Origin of the sequence: Delftia sp. JD2, from assembly GCF_001682645.1 — a bacterium.
Lineage (GTDB): Bacteria > Pseudomonadota > Gammaproteobacteria > Burkholderiales > Burkholderiaceae_C > Comamonas > Comamonas acidovorans.
The window spans coordinates 17,049-35,445 of the sequence record NZ_LFJT01000011.1 but is presented as its reverse complement, the minus strand read 5'-3'; the positions used below and the strand labels follow the sequence as shown (position 1 = coordinate 35,445).

12 protein-coding genes are annotated in these 18,397 nt (G+C 65.8%); 8 read left to right on the top strand and 4 right to left on the bottom strand.

Features of this window, described 5'->3' with window-relative positions; all coding sequences use genetic code 11:
- Nucleotides 1-8 precede the first annotated feature (8 nt).
- Together ACM14_RS08410 and ACM14_RS08405 are read left to right on the top strand one after the other, a co-directional pair.
- Nucleotides 9-1,682: a PepSY domain-containing protein gene (locus ACM14_RS08410; RefSeq protein WP_013802943.1), complete on the top strand. Its 1,674-nt coding sequence runs from the start codon at nucleotides 9-11 to the stop codon at nucleotides 1,680-1,682.
- Nucleotides 1,675-1,992, top strand: coding sequence for a DUF3325 domain-containing protein (locus ACM14_RS08405; protein WP_065345892.1), 318 nt, complete (start codon nucleotides 1,675-1,677; stop codon nucleotides 1,990-1,992). The genes ACM14_RS08410 and ACM14_RS08405 overlap by 8 nt, the downstream gene beginning before the upstream one ends.
- A 34-nt stretch (nucleotides 1,993-2,026) precedes the next feature.
- Here the strand turns inward: ACM14_RS08405 and ACM14_RS08400 are convergent, their stop codons facing one another.
- On the bottom strand, nucleotides 2,027-4,390 hold the full coding sequence (locus tag ACM14_RS08400; protein WP_254662021.1) for an Ig-like domain-containing protein: 2,364 nt from the start codon (nucleotides 4,388-4,390) through the stop codon (nucleotides 2,027-2,029).
- A gap of 476 nt (nucleotides 4,391-4,866) precedes the next feature.
- Between ACM14_RS08400 and ACM14_RS08395 the strand changes: the two genes are divergently transcribed.
- The 4 genes from ACM14_RS08395 to ACM14_RS08380 are packed head-to-tail and all read left to right on the top strand — an operon-like array spanning nucleotide 4,867 to nucleotide 12,234.
- Nucleotides 4,867-7,068 carry an ATP-binding protein gene (locus ACM14_RS08395; protein WP_254662020.1) on the top strand — a complete coding sequence of 734 codons (2,202 nt, stop codon included), beginning with the start codon at nucleotides 4,867-4,869 and terminating at the stop codon, nucleotides 7,066-7,068.
- 4 nt (nucleotides 7,069-7,072) lie between these two features.
- A complete protein-coding gene (locus ACM14_RS08390) occupies nucleotides 7,073-8,284 on the top strand; it encodes an EAL domain-containing response regulator (protein ID WP_065345890.1) in 1,212 nt (403 codons plus the stop codon).
- Between the two features lie 20 nt (nucleotides 8,285-8,304).
- Nucleotides 8,305-11,562, top strand: a complete 3,258-nt coding sequence (locus tag ACM14_RS08385; RefSeq protein WP_065345889.1) for a hybrid sensor histidine kinase/response regulator — start codon at nucleotides 8,305-8,307, stop codon at nucleotides 11,560-11,562.
- Between the two features lie 18 nt (nucleotides 11,563-11,580).
- Entirely contained in the window at nucleotides 11,581-12,234 is a 654-nt protein-coding gene (locus ACM14_RS08380) for a response regulator transcription factor (RefSeq protein WP_034392317.1), read from the top strand.
- Nucleotides 12,235-12,646: 412 nt separating this feature from the next.
- Here ACM14_RS08380 and ACM14_RS08370 read toward each other — a convergent pair whose 3' ends face one another.
- Nucleotides 12,647-13,804: an agmatine/peptidylarginine deiminase gene (locus tag ACM14_RS08370; protein ID WP_065345887.1), complete on the bottom strand. Its 1,158-nt coding sequence runs from the start codon at nucleotides 13,802-13,804 to the stop codon at nucleotides 12,647-12,649.
- Between the two features lie 96 nt (nucleotides 13,805-13,900).
- The gene (locus tag ACM14_RS08365) at nucleotides 13,901-14,764 is read right to left on the bottom strand and encodes a LysR family transcriptional regulator (protein WP_065345886.1); all 864 of its coding nucleotides are present in this window, start codon (nucleotides 14,762-14,764) and stop codon (nucleotides 13,901-13,903) included.
- Between the two features lie 255 nt (nucleotides 14,765-15,019).
- Here ACM14_RS08365 and ACM14_RS08360 point away from each other — a divergent pair, with 255 nt between their 5' ends.
- Nucleotides 15,020-17,179, top strand: a complete 2,160-nt coding sequence (locus tag ACM14_RS08360; protein WP_065345885.1) for a methyl-accepting chemotaxis protein — start codon at nucleotides 15,020-15,022, stop codon at nucleotides 17,177-17,179.
- Nucleotides 17,180-17,312: 133 nt separating this feature from the next.
- The gene (locus ACM14_RS08355; RefSeq protein ID WP_065345884.1) at nucleotides 17,313-17,597 is read left to right on the top strand and encodes an immunity protein Tsi6 family protein; all 285 of its coding nucleotides are present in this window, start codon (nucleotides 17,313-17,315) and stop codon (nucleotides 17,595-17,597) included.
- Nucleotides 17,598-17,635: 38 nt separating this feature from the next.
- Here the strand turns inward: ACM14_RS08355 and ACM14_RS08350 are convergent, their stop codons facing one another.
- A complete protein-coding gene (locus tag ACM14_RS08350; protein ID WP_254662019.1) occupies nucleotides 17,636-18,370 on the bottom strand; it encodes a hypothetical protein in 735 nt (244 codons plus the stop codon).
- Between the last annotated feature and the right edge of the window lie 27 nt (nucleotides 18,371-18,397).

Below are 18,397 nucleotides of genomic sequence, written 5' to 3'. Positions count from 1 at the left end.
TGCTTCCCATGTTCCAGAATTTCCGCCTTTCCATGGCCTGGCTGCACACCTGGTTCGGGCTGGTGCTCGGCTTCGTGCTCATGGCCGCGTTCTTCTTTGGCGCGCTGTCGGTGTTCGACCGCGAGATCGACCGCTGGGCCATTCCGGCCTCGCGCTTCGAGCCCACGCCCATGCCCTCGTACGACCAGATCCTCAAGCCGGTCTTCGAGTCCATGCAGCCCAACGCCCAGGCGCGCGAGGCCATGCGCGGCGAGGTCAACGGCCCGCTGCCCGAGCGCTTCGACACGCCCCAGCGCTGGGGCGCCTACACCACGCACCGCGACCCGGTGCTGGGCCTGTTCGCCGGCTACGAGGTGGCCAACGCCAAGAAGCCCGAGACCCTGATCTGGGCCATGCGCACCATCGACCCGCGCAATGGCGAGTCCCTGCCGGACGACCACCTCAAGATCGGCAGCCAGTTCTTCTACCCGCTGCACTACAGCCTGACGCTCAACTGGATGGGCCTTGGCTACTGGATCGTGGGCTTTGCCGCACTCATCATGCTGGTGGCCCTGGTCAGCGGCGTGGTCATGCACCGCAAGATCTTCCGCGAGCTGTTCACCTTCCGTCCGAAGAAGGCCACCCAGCGCAGCGTGCTGGACCTGCACAACATGACGGGCGTGGTGGCGCTGCCCTTCCACTTCTTCTTCGCCTTCACGGGGCTGGTGATCTTTGCGGGCATCTACTTCCCCATCACCCACACCCAGCTGGAGCCGCTGCACGAGCTGCACGAAAAAATGGAGGCCGAGGAAACCGGCCTGCCGCATGACCGCGCCGGCGTGGCCGCGCCCGTGGCCTCGGTGGACGCCATGGTGGCCGAGGCGCAGCGCCGCTGGGCCGCCAAGGGCATGGCCGGCGACGTGGGTTTCCTGTCCGTCACCCATGTGGGCGATGCCAATGGCTACGTCAGCGTCTACCGCGCCGGCACCGACCGCATCGCGCTCACGGGCGAGGGCATCCACTTCAAGGCCAGCACGGGCGCGCTGCTACGGGAAGACCCGCCGCGCACGGCCGTGGACAGCCTCAACACCTTCCTCACCGGCCTGCACCTGCAGCACTTCCGCCACTGGCTGCTGCGCTGGCTGTACGTGCTCGGTGGCCTGGCCGGCTGCGCCTGCATTGCCACCGGCTTCGTCTTCTTCGTGGAAAAGCGCAAGAAGCAGCACGCCAAGCAGGGCGTGCAGGGCGCGCGCGTGGTCGATGCGCTGGCCGTCACCACCGTCACCGGCATGCTGGTGGCCGCCCTGGGCATGCTGATTTCCAACCGCCTGCTGCCCGAGGCCATGCCCCAGGGCTGGCCGGGCCGGGGCGACATGGAGCGCTATTTCTTCTGGGCCGCCTGGCTGCTGGCCATGGCGCATGCCTTTGTGCGCAGCGCCCCCGTGGCCCGGGGCCTGCCCAATCCCGCCTGGCGCGAGCAGTGCTGGGCCGTGGCCGCCATGGCCGTCACGGCCGTGCTGCTGAACTGGCTGACCACGGGCGACCACCTGTTCAAGACCCTGGGCGCGGGCTACTGGCCCGTGGCCGGCGTGGACCTGTTCATGCTGGCCAGCGCCGTGCTGGCCGTGGTGGTGGCGCGCAAGCTCAAGACGCGCGCCGTGCCCGCCATGCCCTCGCGCGCCGCGGAGGTGGCCCATGTCTGAGGGACTGATGGACGCACTGCTGCTGGCCGCCGCCTTTGCCGCCTCGCTGGCAGGCATGGGCTGGTTTGCCCTGGCCAAGGACGTGCACTGGGAGCAGGTGCACGGCGACACGCCCCAGCCCGATGGCAAGGTCAGGCTGCTGCGCTGGCTGGGCGCCTCAGGCCTGGCCGCCTCGCTGGGACTGTGCCTGGCGGTGGACCATGCCTCCATGGCCTCCCTGGTCTGGATCATGACGTTGGCCGCTGCCGCCCTGGCCATTGCCTTCACCCTGACCTGGCGGCCGAGCTGGCTGCGCTGGCTGCCGGCCTGACGTTTGCGCGGGGACCTCTGCGCCCGCTGCAGGCTCAGGCCTGCCTTTTCCTCATCCTGCGGCTGGCCAGATAGGCCATGCCGCACAGCAGCGCCAGCATGCCGCCCTTGCCCAGGCCGGGAACGGCCTGGACATTTCCGGGGCCGGCACCGGGCCCTGGGTCCGTGCCCGGACCTGGATCGGGATCGGGATCGGTGCCCGGGCCCGGGTCGGGAGGATCGGCAGCGACCACCTCGATGGACACGGCTGCCGGTGCGGCAGCGCTCTGGTGCCCGTCGGATACCGTGAAGGCGAAGGTATCGGGCCCGGAGTAGCCGGCCGCCGGCGTGTAAACCAGCGTGCCCGTCTGGGGATCGAAGCCGCCGATGCCGCCATGGGCGGGGCCGGTGGTGATCTCGAAGCGCAGCGGGTCCGACTCGAAGTCCGTGCCAGCAAGGGTGATGGACAGCGCCGTATCCTGCGGCGTCGTGACGGCTTGCGGCAGCGCCACGGGGGCGGCGTTGGCCGCCATCGCGTTGGAAAAGCGCGAGGTGTCACCGGTGGAAATCCGGGTGGCGGTCGCCGTGACAGCGGCCTGGTCGCCCGGGGGCATGGCGCCCTTGAACGCCAAGGGCGCATGGCCGGAGGCATCGGTGGTCACGGTCTGCGAGCCCAGCAGAACCTTGCCGGCGGCGCGCTCCACCAGCCCGTCGGGCAGCCTGGGCGTCGAGAAATACTCGATGCGCATGCTCTCATTGGCGACGCTGTCCAGCGTGCCGGACAGGCCGTCGGGCGTCACCGTGAGCAGCACCGGATCGGCAGGATCTCCGTTGGCCAGGCTGGTTCGTGCGATGCCTCCCTCGGTATTGCCGTAGATGGCATTGCCGAGCATGGAGACGCCCTTGACTTCGTCCCCCCGCAATCCCACGCCGAACAGCCTGTTGTGCGCAATCACGTTGGCATGTGCCGCGTCGTCACCGCCGACCAGGGTGTCATGGGCCTTCTGGAAAAAGGAAACGCCTTCCCCATTGGGCAGGGCGGTTCCCTGGGGACTGACGCCCACGTAGTTGCCCTGCACGAGGTTGTTCTTGCCGGCGCCCTGGAACTGTATGCCGGACGCCTTGCTGCCACCGACGATGTTTCCGCGCACGGTGACCTCGTCTGAATCCTTGATGACGATGCCCCATTGATTGGGCAGCATGGTGCTGGCATCCAGGCTGGTTCCCACGATATTCCCGGCAATCAGGGTATTCGAGTTGCGTGCGGCGTAGTTTCCATTCAATTCAATGGCCGTTTCCTTGTTTCCGGCAACCAGGTTGCCGTCTTCAGGGCCTGTGCCAATGCGATGTCCGCCTTCCGGCGAAAAGAATACGGCAATGCCTGGCCCATTGTTGGCAATCATGGCCGTGCCGGCTGCATTGGTTCCGACGCGGTTGCGGGTCACCAGCGTGTGCGAGCCGGAAATGGAAATCCCGGATGAACCACCGGTTTCCCTGACGTTGCCGGAGACGAGGTTGCTGTCGATCAGCGTGCCGGTAAATCCGGATGCCACGCTGATGCCGTTTCCCTGGTTTCCCAGCGCCACATTGCCGGTGATATCGGTGCCTATGTAATTTCCCTGAATAATGTTTTCTGTACCGACGCCCGGCCAGGAAAGCCATACTCCGGAATTTTCCGCCGCGGAAATGACATTTCGCCCGCCAATATCCAGATTGCCGATGCGGTTGCGGTTGCCGGAGTTGACAATAATGTTGCTGCGATTGCCCATGGCGACCGTTCCCGATGCGTCAACGCCTATATGGCAGCCCAGCACGGTGTTGCCGTCGCCGGTCACCGTCAGGGCCGTGCTGAAGCCGCCTATCGCCAGACCGCGCACCGTGATGGCGCCTGCCAGCTCAAGCCCTATACCGAACTCGGAGCTGCCTGCCTGCAGCGTGATCAGGGGGCGGCGTGGCAAGTGGTCCTCATAGCCGGGTTGCGTGCTGGCGTCCACCGTCAGCGATGTGGCCGGTGCAATGGGCTGCATGAGGCTGCCATTCCAGTTGCTTTGGGTGACGATGGTCTGCTCTCCCCCCGCACCGATGCTGAACTCGATGCGGTTGTCGCCCCCTTTGTTGCGGTTGGCGTTGGCGTAGGTGATGGCGTCGCGCAGGGAGCAGGGTCCCAGGCCGGTGCTGGCGCACGGGCCGCTTGCGTCGGCGGCGCTGTCCACCACGACGGTCCATGCATGGGCCGTGGCGACACAGCCTTGCAAGAGCAACGCCAGGGCGAGCAGGCGCAGCGGCCTGCTTGCCGGCCTGGTAGTGAATCGTTGCCTGTATATCCTCATTGCCATTTTTACTTTCCCTGAAAGAGGCTGCCGAAACGCATTCTGGATATTGCACAATACAGGACGTGAAATAGCGCTGGCATTCTGCATGCGCGACGTCTGTGTTCAATATCACAGGGGTGGTCAGAAACGGAGCAGCCTTTGTCGATGAATCAATCCGGCAATGATCTCCAGGGCATCGGAATATTGGTTTAAGAATTTTCTTAAAGTGACAGGAATAATGGCATTTTCAAAGAGATTTGACGATTTTCCGATGGCGGATCGATGCTTGAAATCGCTCTTTGGCGAGGCGGCGTGCAAGAGGTTTCAGCATTAAGAAAATTCTTAGTCCAAATTCGCCCTTTGATTTCTAAGATTCGGCAATGCGCCAGTTTCAAGCTCTCTTGTTTTCTTCCAGATCGATACATCACAGGCTGTCCCTGGCACGGCGTGACTTGATGGCATTTGCACTGGCGATCATGGCCATGCTGGCCTGTGCCGGTCACGGCGGCAGGGACGACGCCGCCCCGGCGACGCCATCGCGCAGCCTCGGTCATGTGCCCGTGCGAGACATTCAGTTGTTTTTCATGGACCGATGCTTCCTGCTGCTGGACGCTGCGGTGGGGGCCACGCACGCAGCCATCCACACGCAAGCCGGTTATGCCTGGCCGTGGCGCGCCAGCGCACCGCAGGGCCAGCCCGGGCCGCTCCATTCACTGATGCAGGCAGGCCGGGCGCTTCCCGAATCCCTGTTGCTGCGCAAATCCGCGAACAACGCCGGATGGCTTGCAGGCCGCTGGGAGCCCGCGCGGCAGCTGGTCAGGGCCCATGTCTGGCTGCTGCTGTGGTCCGTGGCGCTGGGACTTGCCTTCATGGCTGTACTTGCATGGTGCGTGCGCCGGCTGCGCCGCAGCGTGCCGGCTTCGGCCTGGAGCCGGGCAGGCGCCTGCGCCGCCGGTGATGCGCTCTGCCGAAAGCTGCTGGACACGGCCCCTGTGGGCCTGGCGCTGGTGCGGTGCAGCGATCGCAGCCTGCTGCTGTCCAACGGACTGGCGCGGCAGTGGGTGTGCAGTGATTCTTCGTGGTTCGAGCATGCCGTTGCCGAGGGCGCGCAGCAGGCCCGGCGCGAGCTGGTGCTGGGAGACGGCCGGTTGGTGGAGGTCCGCACCACGCACACCAGCCACGCAGGCGAGCCGGTGGTTTTTTGCCTGGTCAGCGATGTGACGGCGCTCAGGCAGGCGCAGGCAGCGCTGGTCGATGCCAAGCTGCGCGCCGAATCGGCAAGCCAGGCCAAGACGCAGTTTCTGGCCACCATGAGCCACGAAATACGGACGCCGCTCTTTGGCATCCTGGGAACGCTGGAGCTGCTGGCGCTGTCCAGGGCTCCTTCCGAACAGACCCGCTACCTGGGGGCCATGCAGCAGGCGTCGGCCTCCTTGCTGCGCATCGTCAACGACAGCCTGGACCTGTCGGCCATCGAGGCGGGCCGGCTGCAACTGGAGGCCCATGCGTTCTCGGCCACCGAACTGCTCGACAGCGTGGCCGCGGGCCTGCTGTCGCGTGCCGAGCAAAAAGGGCTGCAGCTGTATGCCGTCTCCGATGTGAAAACGCCGCCGCTGCTGGTGGGCGATGCCTTGCGGCTGCGGCAGATCCTGGACAACCTGGTGGGCAATGCCATCAAGTTCACGTTCTCCGGCCATGTGGCCATCCGCCTGCAGGTCATGGGCGACAGCGAGGAAGGCACCGACCTGCGGTTCCAGGTGCAGGACACCGGCATCGGCATCGAGCCGGAGCAGCAGCCCTTCCTGTTCGACCCGTACTTCCGTGCCCATGCGGCCACGCAGCAGCAGGTCCAGGGCGCGGGCCTGGGTCTGTCCATCTGCCTGCGCCTCAGCCAGGAGATGGGCGGGCGGCTGACGGCCGCCAGCCAGCCGGGACTGGGGACCTGCGTGTCATTCGAGCTGCGCCTGCCGCGCGAGAGCGCGGCAGGCTATGAGGCGGTGCCCAGTCTGTTGCCGCACACCGTCTACGTGGATGGCGCCATTCCGGAAGTGGTGCACAACCTGTGCGCCTGGCTTCGGCATTGGGGCGCCATGGCCCAGCCCTACCGGGAGCAGGTGCAGGGCCCCAATGAACAGGCGGTGCTGGTGCAAGCCTGGCCACGGTCGGTGCGCCGTCCGCAATGGACGGGCAAATGCGTTCTGGCGCTGGCGCCTGGCGAGGTCCCCCGCGAAACCCTGCAGGCCCGTGTGTGGGAAACCAGCGTGCCTGGCGTGCTGGCCGTGGGCCAGGCGCTGGGCATGGCCCAACAGGGCATTGCGCCGGGCGCGCGCCCTGACCTGTACGCCGCCGTTTCCCAGGTCCACGAGCCGATGGGGCTGAGCGTGCTCATCGTCGAGGACAACCCCATCAACAGAATCATCCTGCGAGAGCAACTGCAGGTGCTGGGCTGCGAGGTCCAGCAGGCCAGCAATGGACAGGACGCGCTGTCCATGCCCGGCCTGCTCGAATTCGACGCCGTTCTCACCGACCTGCACATGCCGCTGCTGGACGGCCTGGCCCTGGCGCGTGCGCTCAGAAAGCGTGGCTACGGCCGCCCGATCGTCGGGCTGACGGCCAATGCGCAGACGCAGACGCAGACGCAGACGCAAACGCAGGCGCAGGCGCAAGGGCAGGCGCAAGGGCAGGGCGACGGACTGCCGGCCGGCTTCGACAGCCTGCTGTGCAAGCCATTCACGTTGGCGGTGCTGCGCACCACCCTGAACCACATCAAGCAATGCAGGAACTGATCCCATGCTGTCGACATTCAAAGTACTCATTCTTGACGACCACGCCCTGTGCTGCGAGCACACGCGCAGCCTGCTCATGGAGGCGGGAATCGTGGACACGCACATTGCCTGCAACGCACGAGATGCCCTGCAAATGCTGCGCGATGGCGGATTCCACCTCGTCATTACCGACCTGAAAATGCCCGACATGGACGGCCTGCAGTTCATCAATGAACTGAGCCAGCGCGGCCTGCATCCCATGCTCGTCATATCCAGCTCCTGCTCGCGCCGGTTGATGACCAGTGTCAGTCTCATGGCCAAGGAGTCCGGCTTTTCCGTCGTCGGGATGTTTCAAAAGCCGTTCGGTGCGGACCATGTCCAGGTCCTGGCCAGCCAACTCAGGTCCTTGCGTGCCTACGAGAGGAAAAGCGCTCCAGGCATCAAGGAACGGCCGATTTTCGCCAAGGCACACCTGATCCAGGCGCTGGAGGAGAAAACCATACAGGCCTGGTTCCAGCCCAAGAAATCCCTGCTCACGGGGCACACCGTCGGTGTGGAAGCGCTGGCACGCTGGAACGATCGGCAGTTCGGCTTCATGATGCCGGGCTCGTTCATGTCCGCCATCCGGTTCCATGGCCTGGACCATGCCTTGCTGGTGCGGATGATGGAAGACGCCATGGCAGCGCACCTGGCCTGGCGCAGTTCGGGATATGTGATTCCCGTATCCGTCAACCTGCCGATACCGTTGCTGGACGACATCGGGCTGCCGGATGAGTTGCACGGCATGGCGGCCCGGTGCGGCATCGCTGCGGAGAACATCACGTTCGAGCTGCTGGAGGACCAGGCCGTCGGCATACCCGCCAACTACTACATGTGCGCGAGCCGCCTGCGGCTCAAAGGCTTTGGCCTGGCCCAGGATGACTACGGGCGGGGTTACAGCTCGATGTACAGCCTCATCTCCACGCCCTTCACCGAATTGAAGATCGACCGGGCCTTCGTGGCCGGCGCCGCGGGTGACGAGGTGCGCACTGCGGCCTTGACGTCGTCGGTGCAGCTGGGGCGGCAACTGGGCCTGACGGTGACGGCGGAAGGGGTGGAGACCACCCAGGACCTGGAGTTGCTGCGCAGCATCGGCTGCGATTGCGTGCAGGGATATCTGCTGTCCGCCGCGGTGCCCGCCAGCGAATTTGCCCTTATGCTGGCATCCGAACCCCGACACCAAGGCAACCCCACCTGACCCAAGCACGCAAGGCGTCCATGCCCGACTCCCCGTTCAGCAAGATCACACGCACCACACGCTGGCAGAACCGGGTACTGTTTGGAGTGCTTCCCCTTGCGATCTTCCTCATCGCCGTGCTGCTGTGGGGCTCTGAGAGGATCTTCGAGCAGGAGCAGGGCCGCCTGGCCTTGAACTTCTCCGCCATCGTCGGCTCGCTGGACGAGCAGGAGATCTTTCTTCGGCGGCTCAAGGGCCGCAACGAGTCCTGGAAAGCGCTGCCGGACCAGAGAGTAGCCACCATCGTCGACGTGCCCGCTCCTGCGCAGGCGGACTACCGCATGTTCCGTGGCCGCGAGGCCATCGGCGGCATTCCCTTTTCACTGCAATGCTCTGCGCGCGCGGCCTGCGACACGCTCCCGGACCGGCTTTTCTCGCTGGGCAGCTCCCTGGCCGCAGGCTATTCGTCCTTCTGGGCGGGCTCCTACTTCCCGGCAGCCGCTGCCTTCTTCACCAAGGAGAACGGGGCGATCAGCATCGGCGTGCCGGCCATCGACGTGCCCATCGGCAACGAGAGCGTCACGCAGGAAATGTTCGACAGCACGATTGCCGCCGTCAAGGCGCATCTGCGGGCCAGGGCCGCCGATGCCCGGCCGGGCGCCGGCTCCACGGCGCCGGCGCAGGAGATCGTCTGGTTCCGGTCGCCCCAGTTCCCGGAAAAGATGATCGGCATGGTCGCAGCCGGCTTTTCAAGCCATATCGATGCCGGCGACGAAGCCGCCACAAGCCCGATCTACGCCGCCATCCTTTTCAGCCGCCAGCGCATCAGCGCCATAGAAAGATCCATCCATACGCTGCCCAGGCATCTTTTCTGGCTGGAGCACCGGGATTTCGGCGTGCTCATGGGCACCGGCCCGGTGCCGCAGGTGGACGAGGCGGGGATGCGGTACACGCGCAATGGCCTGATCCTCAAGACCGAGGATGCCTCCGGCCGGTGGACCGGCTACTACCAGGTGGACTACGCCACCTTTTTCCAGGGCAGGCTGTTCGCCCCTTCTGCCGGCCTGGTCCTGGCCCTGCTGCTGAGCCTGCTGGCCGGTATCGCCTATACCCGCTGGTTCAACCGCAAGGTGATTGCGCCTGCCCAGGAAGCGCAGCGGGTCATCGTCGAGAGCAATCAATTCAACAGGACGCTGATCGAAACCGCCCCCGTGGCTGTCTGCCTTGTGGCCTACGGCAGTGGAAAGATCATCTTCAGCAACTCGCTGGTGCAGGAGTGGCTGCACTCGGCCGATGGCTACCTGCGCCCCGGCTCGCCGGAAAACAGGGCAGCGCTGGATGAAATTGTCCACGCCAGGGCCGCAGGAACCATGGAGCAACTGGTCACCGCGCAGGGCCGAACGCTTTACGTGGCCTACGCGCCCACCCGCTACCTGGGCCAGGATGTGACGCTGTGCGTGTTTGCCGACGTCAGTGCGCGCGCAGAAATCGAGAGCAATCTGGAGCGGGCAAGAATCGCGGCGGACGAGGCCAACGAGGCCAAGTCCACCTTTCTGGCGACCATGAGCCACGAGATCCGCACGCCGCTGTATGGCGCGCTGGGCACGCTGGAGCTGCTGGGCCTGACCGAGCTCACGCAGCTGCAGCGCAAGTATGTGGACCGTATCGAAGCTTCCTCGTCCATCTTGCTGCAGATCATCAGCGACATCCTGGACACCAGCAAGATCGAGGCGGGCCAGTTGCAACTGGAAAAGGCCCCGTTCAATCCCCGGGAGCTGGTGCAAAACTGCACCAGCTCCTATGCCGCCATGGCGCAGCAAAACGGCCTGCTGCTGTTTTCCTGCGTGGACGCGCAGGTGCCCGAGTCGGTGCTGGGCGATGCGGTGCGCATCCGCCAGATCCTGGGCAATCTCATCAGCAATGCCATCAAGTTCACGGAGGCCGGCCATGTGATCGTCCGCCTGCGCAGCGTGCCGAGCACGGCCTCCCAGGTCCGGCTGGTGTTCGAGGTCTGCGACACGGGCGTGGGCATAGAAAAATCCCTGCATGGCGAGCTTTTCACGCCCTTTTATCTCGTCAAGAACAGCAGCCGCACGGCCCGTGGAGCGGGCCTGGGCCTGTCCATCTGCTGGAGCCTGGCCCGGATGATGTCCAGCTCCATCGAGGTCTGGAGCGAGCCCGGCCTGGGCAGCCGGTTCTGGTTCGAGCTGGGGCTGGAGACCGTCGCGCAGGAGGAGGAGGCGCCCGAGCTCAAGGGTGCCCGGATCGCGGTGCGCACTCCCCACCCCGAGCTGACGGACAACATCTGTGCCTGGCTGCAGCGCTGGGGCGGCCAGGCCCGCGTGGCGGGCGCCGCTCCGGTGGCCGCAGACAAGGATGAGCTGCTGCTGGACGTCCTGTTGCCGGCGGACAGCCCCGCGCCCGGATGGATGGGGCCGCACCTGAACCTTTCCTCGCCGGACAACCGGGGCATCGACGGGCACAACGTTCTGAGCATCGGCTTGGGCATTGCGCAAGTGCTCGGCGGCGCACAGCGCTCGGCCGGCTCCGGCTCCGATCTGCCCCTGTTCGACCTGCGCGTGCTGGTCGCCGAGGACAATCCCGTCAACCAGGTGACGCTGCGCGGCCAGCTCGAGAGCCTGGGCTGCGAAGTCACGGTCGCCGACGATGGGGAGGAGGCGCTGGCGCTGTGGGACATCAGCCCGCACGATCTGGTGCTGACGGACGTGAACATGCCCTACCTCAACGGCTACGAACTGGCGGAGCGGCTGCGTGCGGAGGGCGTTGCCTGCCCCATCGTCGGCGTGACCGCCAATGCCATGCTGGACGAGGAAAACCGCTGCCTGAATGCCGGCATGAATGCCTGGCTGGTCAAGCCCATCCCGTTGCGCACGCTGGTTCGCACCCTGGAGAAATTCGCGCCGAAAAAGCGGCTCCGTCCGGCGCCTGCGCAGGCCGATACCCCGGTGGGGGATACCCCGCAGCCTGCGGCCCTGTCGGAGCCCAACGTGCTGCAGACGCACCGGCAGGTCTTCGTGCAGTGCATGAACGACGACATCGCAATGCTGGCCCGTGGCCTGGATGAGCGCCGGCCCGACCTGGCCGCGCAGGCGCTGCATCGCATGCGCGGCGCCTTGTTGCTGGCCAGGATGCACGAGCTTGCCGCCCGCACCCAGTCGCTGGAGGACCAGCTTCCGAACGGCACCCGGGAGCCCGGCCTGCAGGCCGCGCTGTCAGTCCTGCTCGACGACCTCTTGGCCGACCTTCGCGCCATGATGGCGCAATTGCCCCAGCCCTAACCCTTTGCTTGCGATCCCATGAAACTGAAACTGCGCATTGCTGTCGTGGACGACCACGCCGTGGTCCTGCTTGGCGTCAAGGACTTCCTGGAGCAGGACCCCAATCTCCAGGTCGTGGCCACGTTCAGCACGCCATCGTCCTTGATGCAATACGCCAGATCGAACCCGCTGGACGTGGTTCTGACGGACTACTCCATGCCGGGCGACGATGTCTATGGCGATGGCCTGCGCTACGTGGACTATCTGATACGCCACTTCCCGGACATCAAGGTGCTGGTGCTGACGACCGTCTCCAACCCCATGATCATCTCGGCCCTGTATGACGCCGGCGTCGCCGGTGTGCTGCTCAAGGAAGAGCCGCTCACCCAGATCATGGCGGCGCTGCAGTGTGTCCGCCTCAATGCCCGCTACTATTCGCCCTCATTCCAGGCCGACACGCCCAGGCAGGAACGGTCCGTTTTCCTGGCCGAGCGCGCCAACAGCCTCTCGCCGCGCGAGTTCGAAGTCCTCAGGCATTTCGCCAATGGTGAGTCCATCACCGAAATCGCCGCACGGCTGCGGCGCAGCGTCAAGACCGTCAGCCTCCAGAAGAACTCCGCCATGCGCAAGCTGAACGTGGACAGCAACCAGGACCTGGCGGCCTTCTGCGCCGAGCACCATCTCTTCGACTGACCGGCCTGCGGGCTACACAAGCCGGTCATCCTTCCAGCGCCTGGCCTTGCGCCGGACCGCCGTCCTCGATGTCCCCCTCACCCAGGGGATAGTACGGTTCGGACGACATCAGGCGAAACCCCAGAAGTGCCCCGCGCCGGCTTGTCTTCATCGCCAGGGGCGCCTGGCAATGCACGCAGCCATAGTTCACGAAATTGGCGTCCTGCTCCAGTGAATAAAAGCGGAACCTCAGTCCGGGGTGGGGCGTTGACAGGCTCGTATTGCTCAGCAATTCGTAGCACGGGTCGCACAGTTTCTGGGACGTTCTCTTTGGCTGCATTTCTGGAAAAAACGGATCGATATACCGCTTTCCAGTCTTGCCCGGCCTTGCGCAGCCAAGGTTAAGACGATTCTTATTGCCGCACGGCGCGCATCAACGCGGCTGCTGCTGCGTCGTGCAGTGGATGCCGCCACCCCCGGCGGCAATCGCATCGATGTCCAGCTGCACCACCTCGCGGCGGGGAAACAGCTCGCGCAGCAGGGAGCGGGCGTTGGCGTCCGCGCGGGCATCGCCAAACTGCGGGGCGATCACGGCGCCGTTGCACACATAGAAATTGATGTAGCCGGCCGCGAACTCCCTGGACTCCAGCTTGCTGCGCACCGACGAGGGGCCCTTGAGCACCTGCACGTCGAGCTTGCGGCCGCGCGCATCGGTGGCCTGGCGCAGTATGTCCAGGTGGCGCCGCGTGACGGCGTAGTCGTAGGAGTCCGGGTCGTCGTCCAGGCCCGCCACCACCACGCCGGGCGAGGCAAAGCGCGCATAGAAGTCGGTGTGCCCGTCCGTGATGTCGCGGCCTGCAATGCCGGGCAGCCAGATGATCTTGCGCAGGCCCAGCAGGCGCTTGAGTTCGGCCTCGCAGGCGCTTTTCGACAGGCCCGGATTGCGGTTGGGGTTGAGCACGCAGCTTTCGGTGATGAGGGCCGTGCCCTGGCCGTCCACCTCGATGCCGCCGCCCTCCAGCACCAGCGCGGTCTCCAGGTAGCGCACGTTGGCGGCTTCGGTGACAAAGCCTGCCACCTCGGCATCGTTGTCATGCGCCTGCTTGTCGCCCCAGCCGTTGAAGTTGAAATCCACGCCCGCCAGTTCGCCCTTGCTGCTGCCAGTGCCGCTGCCCAGCTTGCGCACGAAGACCGGCCCGGTGTCGCGCATCCAGAGGTCATCCACGGGCTGCACATGCAGCTTGACGCGGTTGCCGCACAGGCGCGCGGCCAGGTCGTAGTCGCGCTCGCGCACCAGCATGTTCACGGGCTCGAAGGCGGCAATGGTGCGCGCAATGCCGGCCAGGTGCTCGCGTGCGGGCTCCAGCAGGCGGCGGCCCCAGACCCTCTCGCTGGGGCCGAAGGACATCCAGGTGGACTGGTGCGGCTCGCCCTCGTCGGGCATGTGCCAGGTCGCCAGGCTGTCCGGGTCCTGGCGGCTGCCTTCGGCACGGGCTGCCGTGGAGCGGGCAGCGGCGGTGCCGGCCAGGACCGCCACGGGCGACAGGCCCAGGCAGTTCAGCAGGCAGCGGCGGGAAAGGGCGTAAAGCATGGTGTCTTCAGCAGGTGCTTGGGGGAATGCTGCGATTGTCCGAGCCCGTATTCATTCTGAAAATTGATATCTTTTGCCGTAATCAATCAACCCAGCTCATGCTTTGGCAAGCGGCACCGCCTGCTCCACAAGGTAGTCAAACACCTCGCGCACCAGCGCCATGCGCGGCTCGCCCTCGATGCGCGACATCCACAGGCGGCCCAGCGCAAAGGGTGGAATGCCTTCCACCAACTGCAACCGGCCCGTGCCCAGTGCCTCGTCCGCCAGCAGGCGCGACACCACGGCGCAGCCACGACCGCGCAGCGCCGCGTCCAGCAGCAGGCGTGCGTCGTCGTAGATGGCGGTCTTGCGCAGCCGGCCCAGGTGCTGGCGGATGAAGGGGCCGGTGCGGTCGCTGGTCAGGTCTTCCTCCAGGCACAGCAGGCCGTCGCCTGTGTGCGGCCCGGGCGCGCGCACGGCCACCAGCTCGTCGGCCAGCAGCGGCACCTGCAGCACATCGGTCTGCCGCAGCGGCTCGCGGGTGATGGCGATGTCCACATCCAGCTCGTCGATGTAGCGCGCCGTCTCGTCGGTGGAGATGATGGGGCACAGCTGGGGGTGGCGCTGCAGCAGGCCGTCCAGGCGCGGCTGCAGCCAGCCGCTGGCCACGGGGGCGGGGCAGACGACGGTGACCAGGCTGTCGTCCATGTAGGTCTCTATGCGGCTGAGCCCGTGGCGGATCTGGTCCAGCGACTTGCCCACGCTGTCCAGCAGCAGCCGGCCCGCCACCGTCAGCTCCACGCCGCGCCCCTTGCGGCGGAACAGCGGCTGGCCCAACTGCTGCTCCAGCTGCGCAATCTGGTGGCTCACGGCGGATTGGGAAACGCACAGCTCCTCTGCCGCGCGCGAGTAATTGCCCAGGCGGGCTGCGGCCTCGAAGCCGATCAGGAACCGGAAGGAGGGGAGGCGGGCATTGGACATGGGACACGGCAGACAAAGCGGTGGAACCGGAATTGTCGACGCACCCAGCCGAAGCCGGGCGCGATGGCCGGACGCTGCCGTTGCAACACTTGGTTACTTCCTTGACCCATCTCAAATCCCGCATGCGGCAGCGTCGATACGCTTCGGCCCATGAATCACCAGGGCTTGACTTTGGTCAGCATGGCTTGGCACGCAGGCATTCCCCGCCTGTGCGCGCACAACAGCGGCGCACAACGCCGCACAGGAGATGCATCAATGCACATCGGTCAACGTTTCTGGCGCCGCCAAGGATTGGGCGCAAAGCTGTCACTCACCAATTTTGTCTGGGTCGCCGCCATCCTGGCGCTGCTGGTGCTGGGCATTGCCTGGGATGTGAGCAAGTCCCTGCAGAAAAAAATGCACAACGAGATGCAGCAGGGCGTCCAGATGCTGCACAACTTCGTCGAGTCCACCGACAAGGAGCTGCGCCAGCGCACCCAGTTCCTGGCCGATAGCCTGGCGCGCAGCCTGCAGGGAACGCTCAGCCTGGACACCAGCGGCGGCGAACCCGTGCTGAGCCTGGACGGCCAGCCGCTCAACGGCAACGATGCGCATCTGCAGGCCTTCACGCGCAGCACCGGCGCCGTGGCCACCGTGTTTGCGGCCCAGGGGCAGGGCGACTTCGTGCGCATTGCCACCACGCTCAAAAACGAGAAAGGCGACCAGAGCACGGCCGTGCTGGGCAGCCGGCTGGACCGCGCCCATCCCGCCTATGCCGCCATCCAGGCCGGCCAAAGCTACATGGGCCTGGCCCACCTGTTCGGCCGCCAGTACATGACGCAATACCGCCCGCTCAAGGACGCCTCCGGCGCCACCGTGGGCATCGCCTTCGTGGGCCAGGACTTCTCGCAACTGCTGGAGCACTTCAAGGACTCCATCCGCGCGCTCAAGGTGGGCCAGACCGGCTACTACTACGTGCTCAATGCCGAAGACGGACCCCAGCGCGGGCAACTGGTCGTGCATCCCGCCCTGGAAGGCCAGAACATGAGCGATTCCAAGGACGGCGATGGCCGCTTCTTCATCCGCGACATGCTGGACCGCAAGCAGGGCAGCATGGCCTATCCCTGGACCAATCCGGGCGAAACCCAGGCCCGCGACAAGCTGGTCGTCTTCAGCCAGTACGCACCCTGGAACTGGGTCATTGCCACCAGCGCCTACGTGGACGAAGCCGTGTCCGAGACCCGCAGCCTGGTCCTGCAGTTCGCCCTCATGGGCCTGGGCGCCGTGCTGCTGCTGTCGGCAGCATGGTTCTGGCTCATCCGCCGCATGATCGTGCGCCCCTTGAAGCAGGCCAGCCACATGGCCTACGCCATTGCCGATGGCGACCTGACCGTGCGCATCGCCAGCGACCGCCAGGATGAAATCGGCCACCTGCTGGAAGCCATGAACACCACTAGCACGGGCCTGACGCGCGTGGTCGGCAGCGTGAACGAACAGGCCCACAGCGTGGCCCTGGCCAGCGCGGAAATCGCCCAGGGCAACCAGGACCTGGCCGCCCGCACCGAAAGCGAAGCCAGCGCGCTGGAGCAGACCGCCGCCGCCATGGAAGAGCTGGGCTCCACCGTGGCCCACAACGCAGACCACGCGCAATCGGCCGACCGCATCACGCGCGAAGCCCAGCGCGTCGTCACCGAAGGCGGGCAGGCCGTGCGCAAGGTCGTGCAGACCATGCAGGGCATAGACGCCAGCAGCAAGAAAATCGCCGACATCATCGGCGTCATCGACTCCATTGCCTTCCAGACCAACATCCTCGCCCTCAACGCCGCCGTGGAAGCAGCCCGTGCGGGTGAGCATGGCCGGGGCTTTGCCGTGGTCGCCGAGGAAGTGCGCGCCCTGGCAGGCCGCAGCGCCGAGGCCGCCAAGGAAATCAAGCAGCTCATCAGCCACAGCGTCGCCGAAATCCACACCGGCAACCAGGAGGCCGCGTTTGCCGGGGAAACCATGGAACAGGCCATGGAGGAAATCCGCAAGGTCACCCAGCTCATCTCGGACATCAGCCACGCCAGCGCCGAGCAGAACAGCGGCGTCGCCCAGGTGGCCGAGGCCATCACCCACATCGACCAGACCACGCAGAAAAACGCCGCCCTGGTCGAAGAAATGGCCGGCGCCGCCGCAGGCCTGCGCCACCAGTCCGATCAACTGGTGCGCGTGGTCTCGGTCTTCAGGCTGCCGGGCGGCAGCGGTGCGCCGCCGCAGACTGCGGCCCGCGCAGCGAGCGCCACGCAAACAACCAGCGACGCAATCCACCGTGCCCCGGCGCTGGCGCCCAGCGCTGCCGCGGCCAAGCCCGCAGCCCCGGCGGCCCCGGCAAAAACGGCCGCCGCCAAGCCCGTCGCCATGGCCTCCACGGCCGATGACGACTGGGACAGCTTCTGAGAGCCACCGCGTGAGGCCAGGGGAGCCTGGTGCCCCTGGTGCCCCTGAAGCCCCTGGCTCCAGCGGCCCGCCCTCTCAGGCCCGCGGCGCTCTGGCATGCTCTGCAGCCACTCCATGAGCCGGTTGAATCCCATTGACGCCCCTTGAATACATCGATCGCGCCCTGGCGCTGGTGGCCCAACGTGCCCTGGCCCTGCCAGGTCACGATGTCTTCCAGCACCTGGCGCAACAGCTGCAATACGTGCGTGCGGTGCTGCTGGACCGGGGCCTGGATCGCTCCTGGCTGCACCAGATCACCATCGGCAGCGTTGCGGTGAAGGAGTTCGACGAGACCGATCCAGAGCTTGCCGGGGCCCTGAAGCATGCGCACCACGTGGCCGTGCAGACCGCGCGCGGGCTGAAGATCGATTTGCCCTGAGCGCCCCCAGCACAGGAAATGGCGGGGGCAGTTTGGCGCTACGCCAGCGGAGTCTCGAAGGCCACCCGGCCCAGGCGGCTCTTGGCGATGTAGCTGTTGCCGCTGATCTCGGCGGTCTTGAAATAGTCGCGGCGGTCAATGAAGCCGGGCACATCGCTCATCCACAGCCTTTGCGGGGTGCTCTGGCCTGCCCTGGTCACTTCGCAATACCAGGCTTCACCCACTGCGGAATCAAGGCGCCGGAACACTTCCACCCGGGACTTTCTGTCCTTGCTGCGCTTGCCCAGCTTCTTGATGGGCAGCGTCAGCTGGAATTGGCGCTGCACCACCGCATCCGCTGCCGCGTTGATGGCCTGCACGGCTTGCGGGTTCGGTCCCTTGCGGTTGGCGATGTCCATCAGGCACTCGCGCAGGAGCTCCAGCAACTGCTGGTTCTGGGCAGTGCGGTCCTGCGCCAGAAAATGCGCAAAGTCGAAATCCTCAACAAAAACCGCAGTCACTCCAAGAACGTTGTCGAACGCCTCCGCTTCGCCCTGGGGGCCAAGAACCACGGCAATCTTGCTGCTGCCATTGATCTCAACCGCAGGCAGCAGGGCCATGAACATCTCGGTGATGGGGTGGGTCAGGCGGCGAATGTACACACCATCAGGCAGCGCGGCCAGGTCACTTTCGTGCAGGGTGAGCAGGTTCAATTTCATGGGAGTCTCGCTATATGCGCCATTGTCCCTGCCCGAGTCACTGCTCGGTTCACTGCCCGGCCAGCCGCTGGCCACTCCTGGGGCAAAGGAGTGGCATTTGAC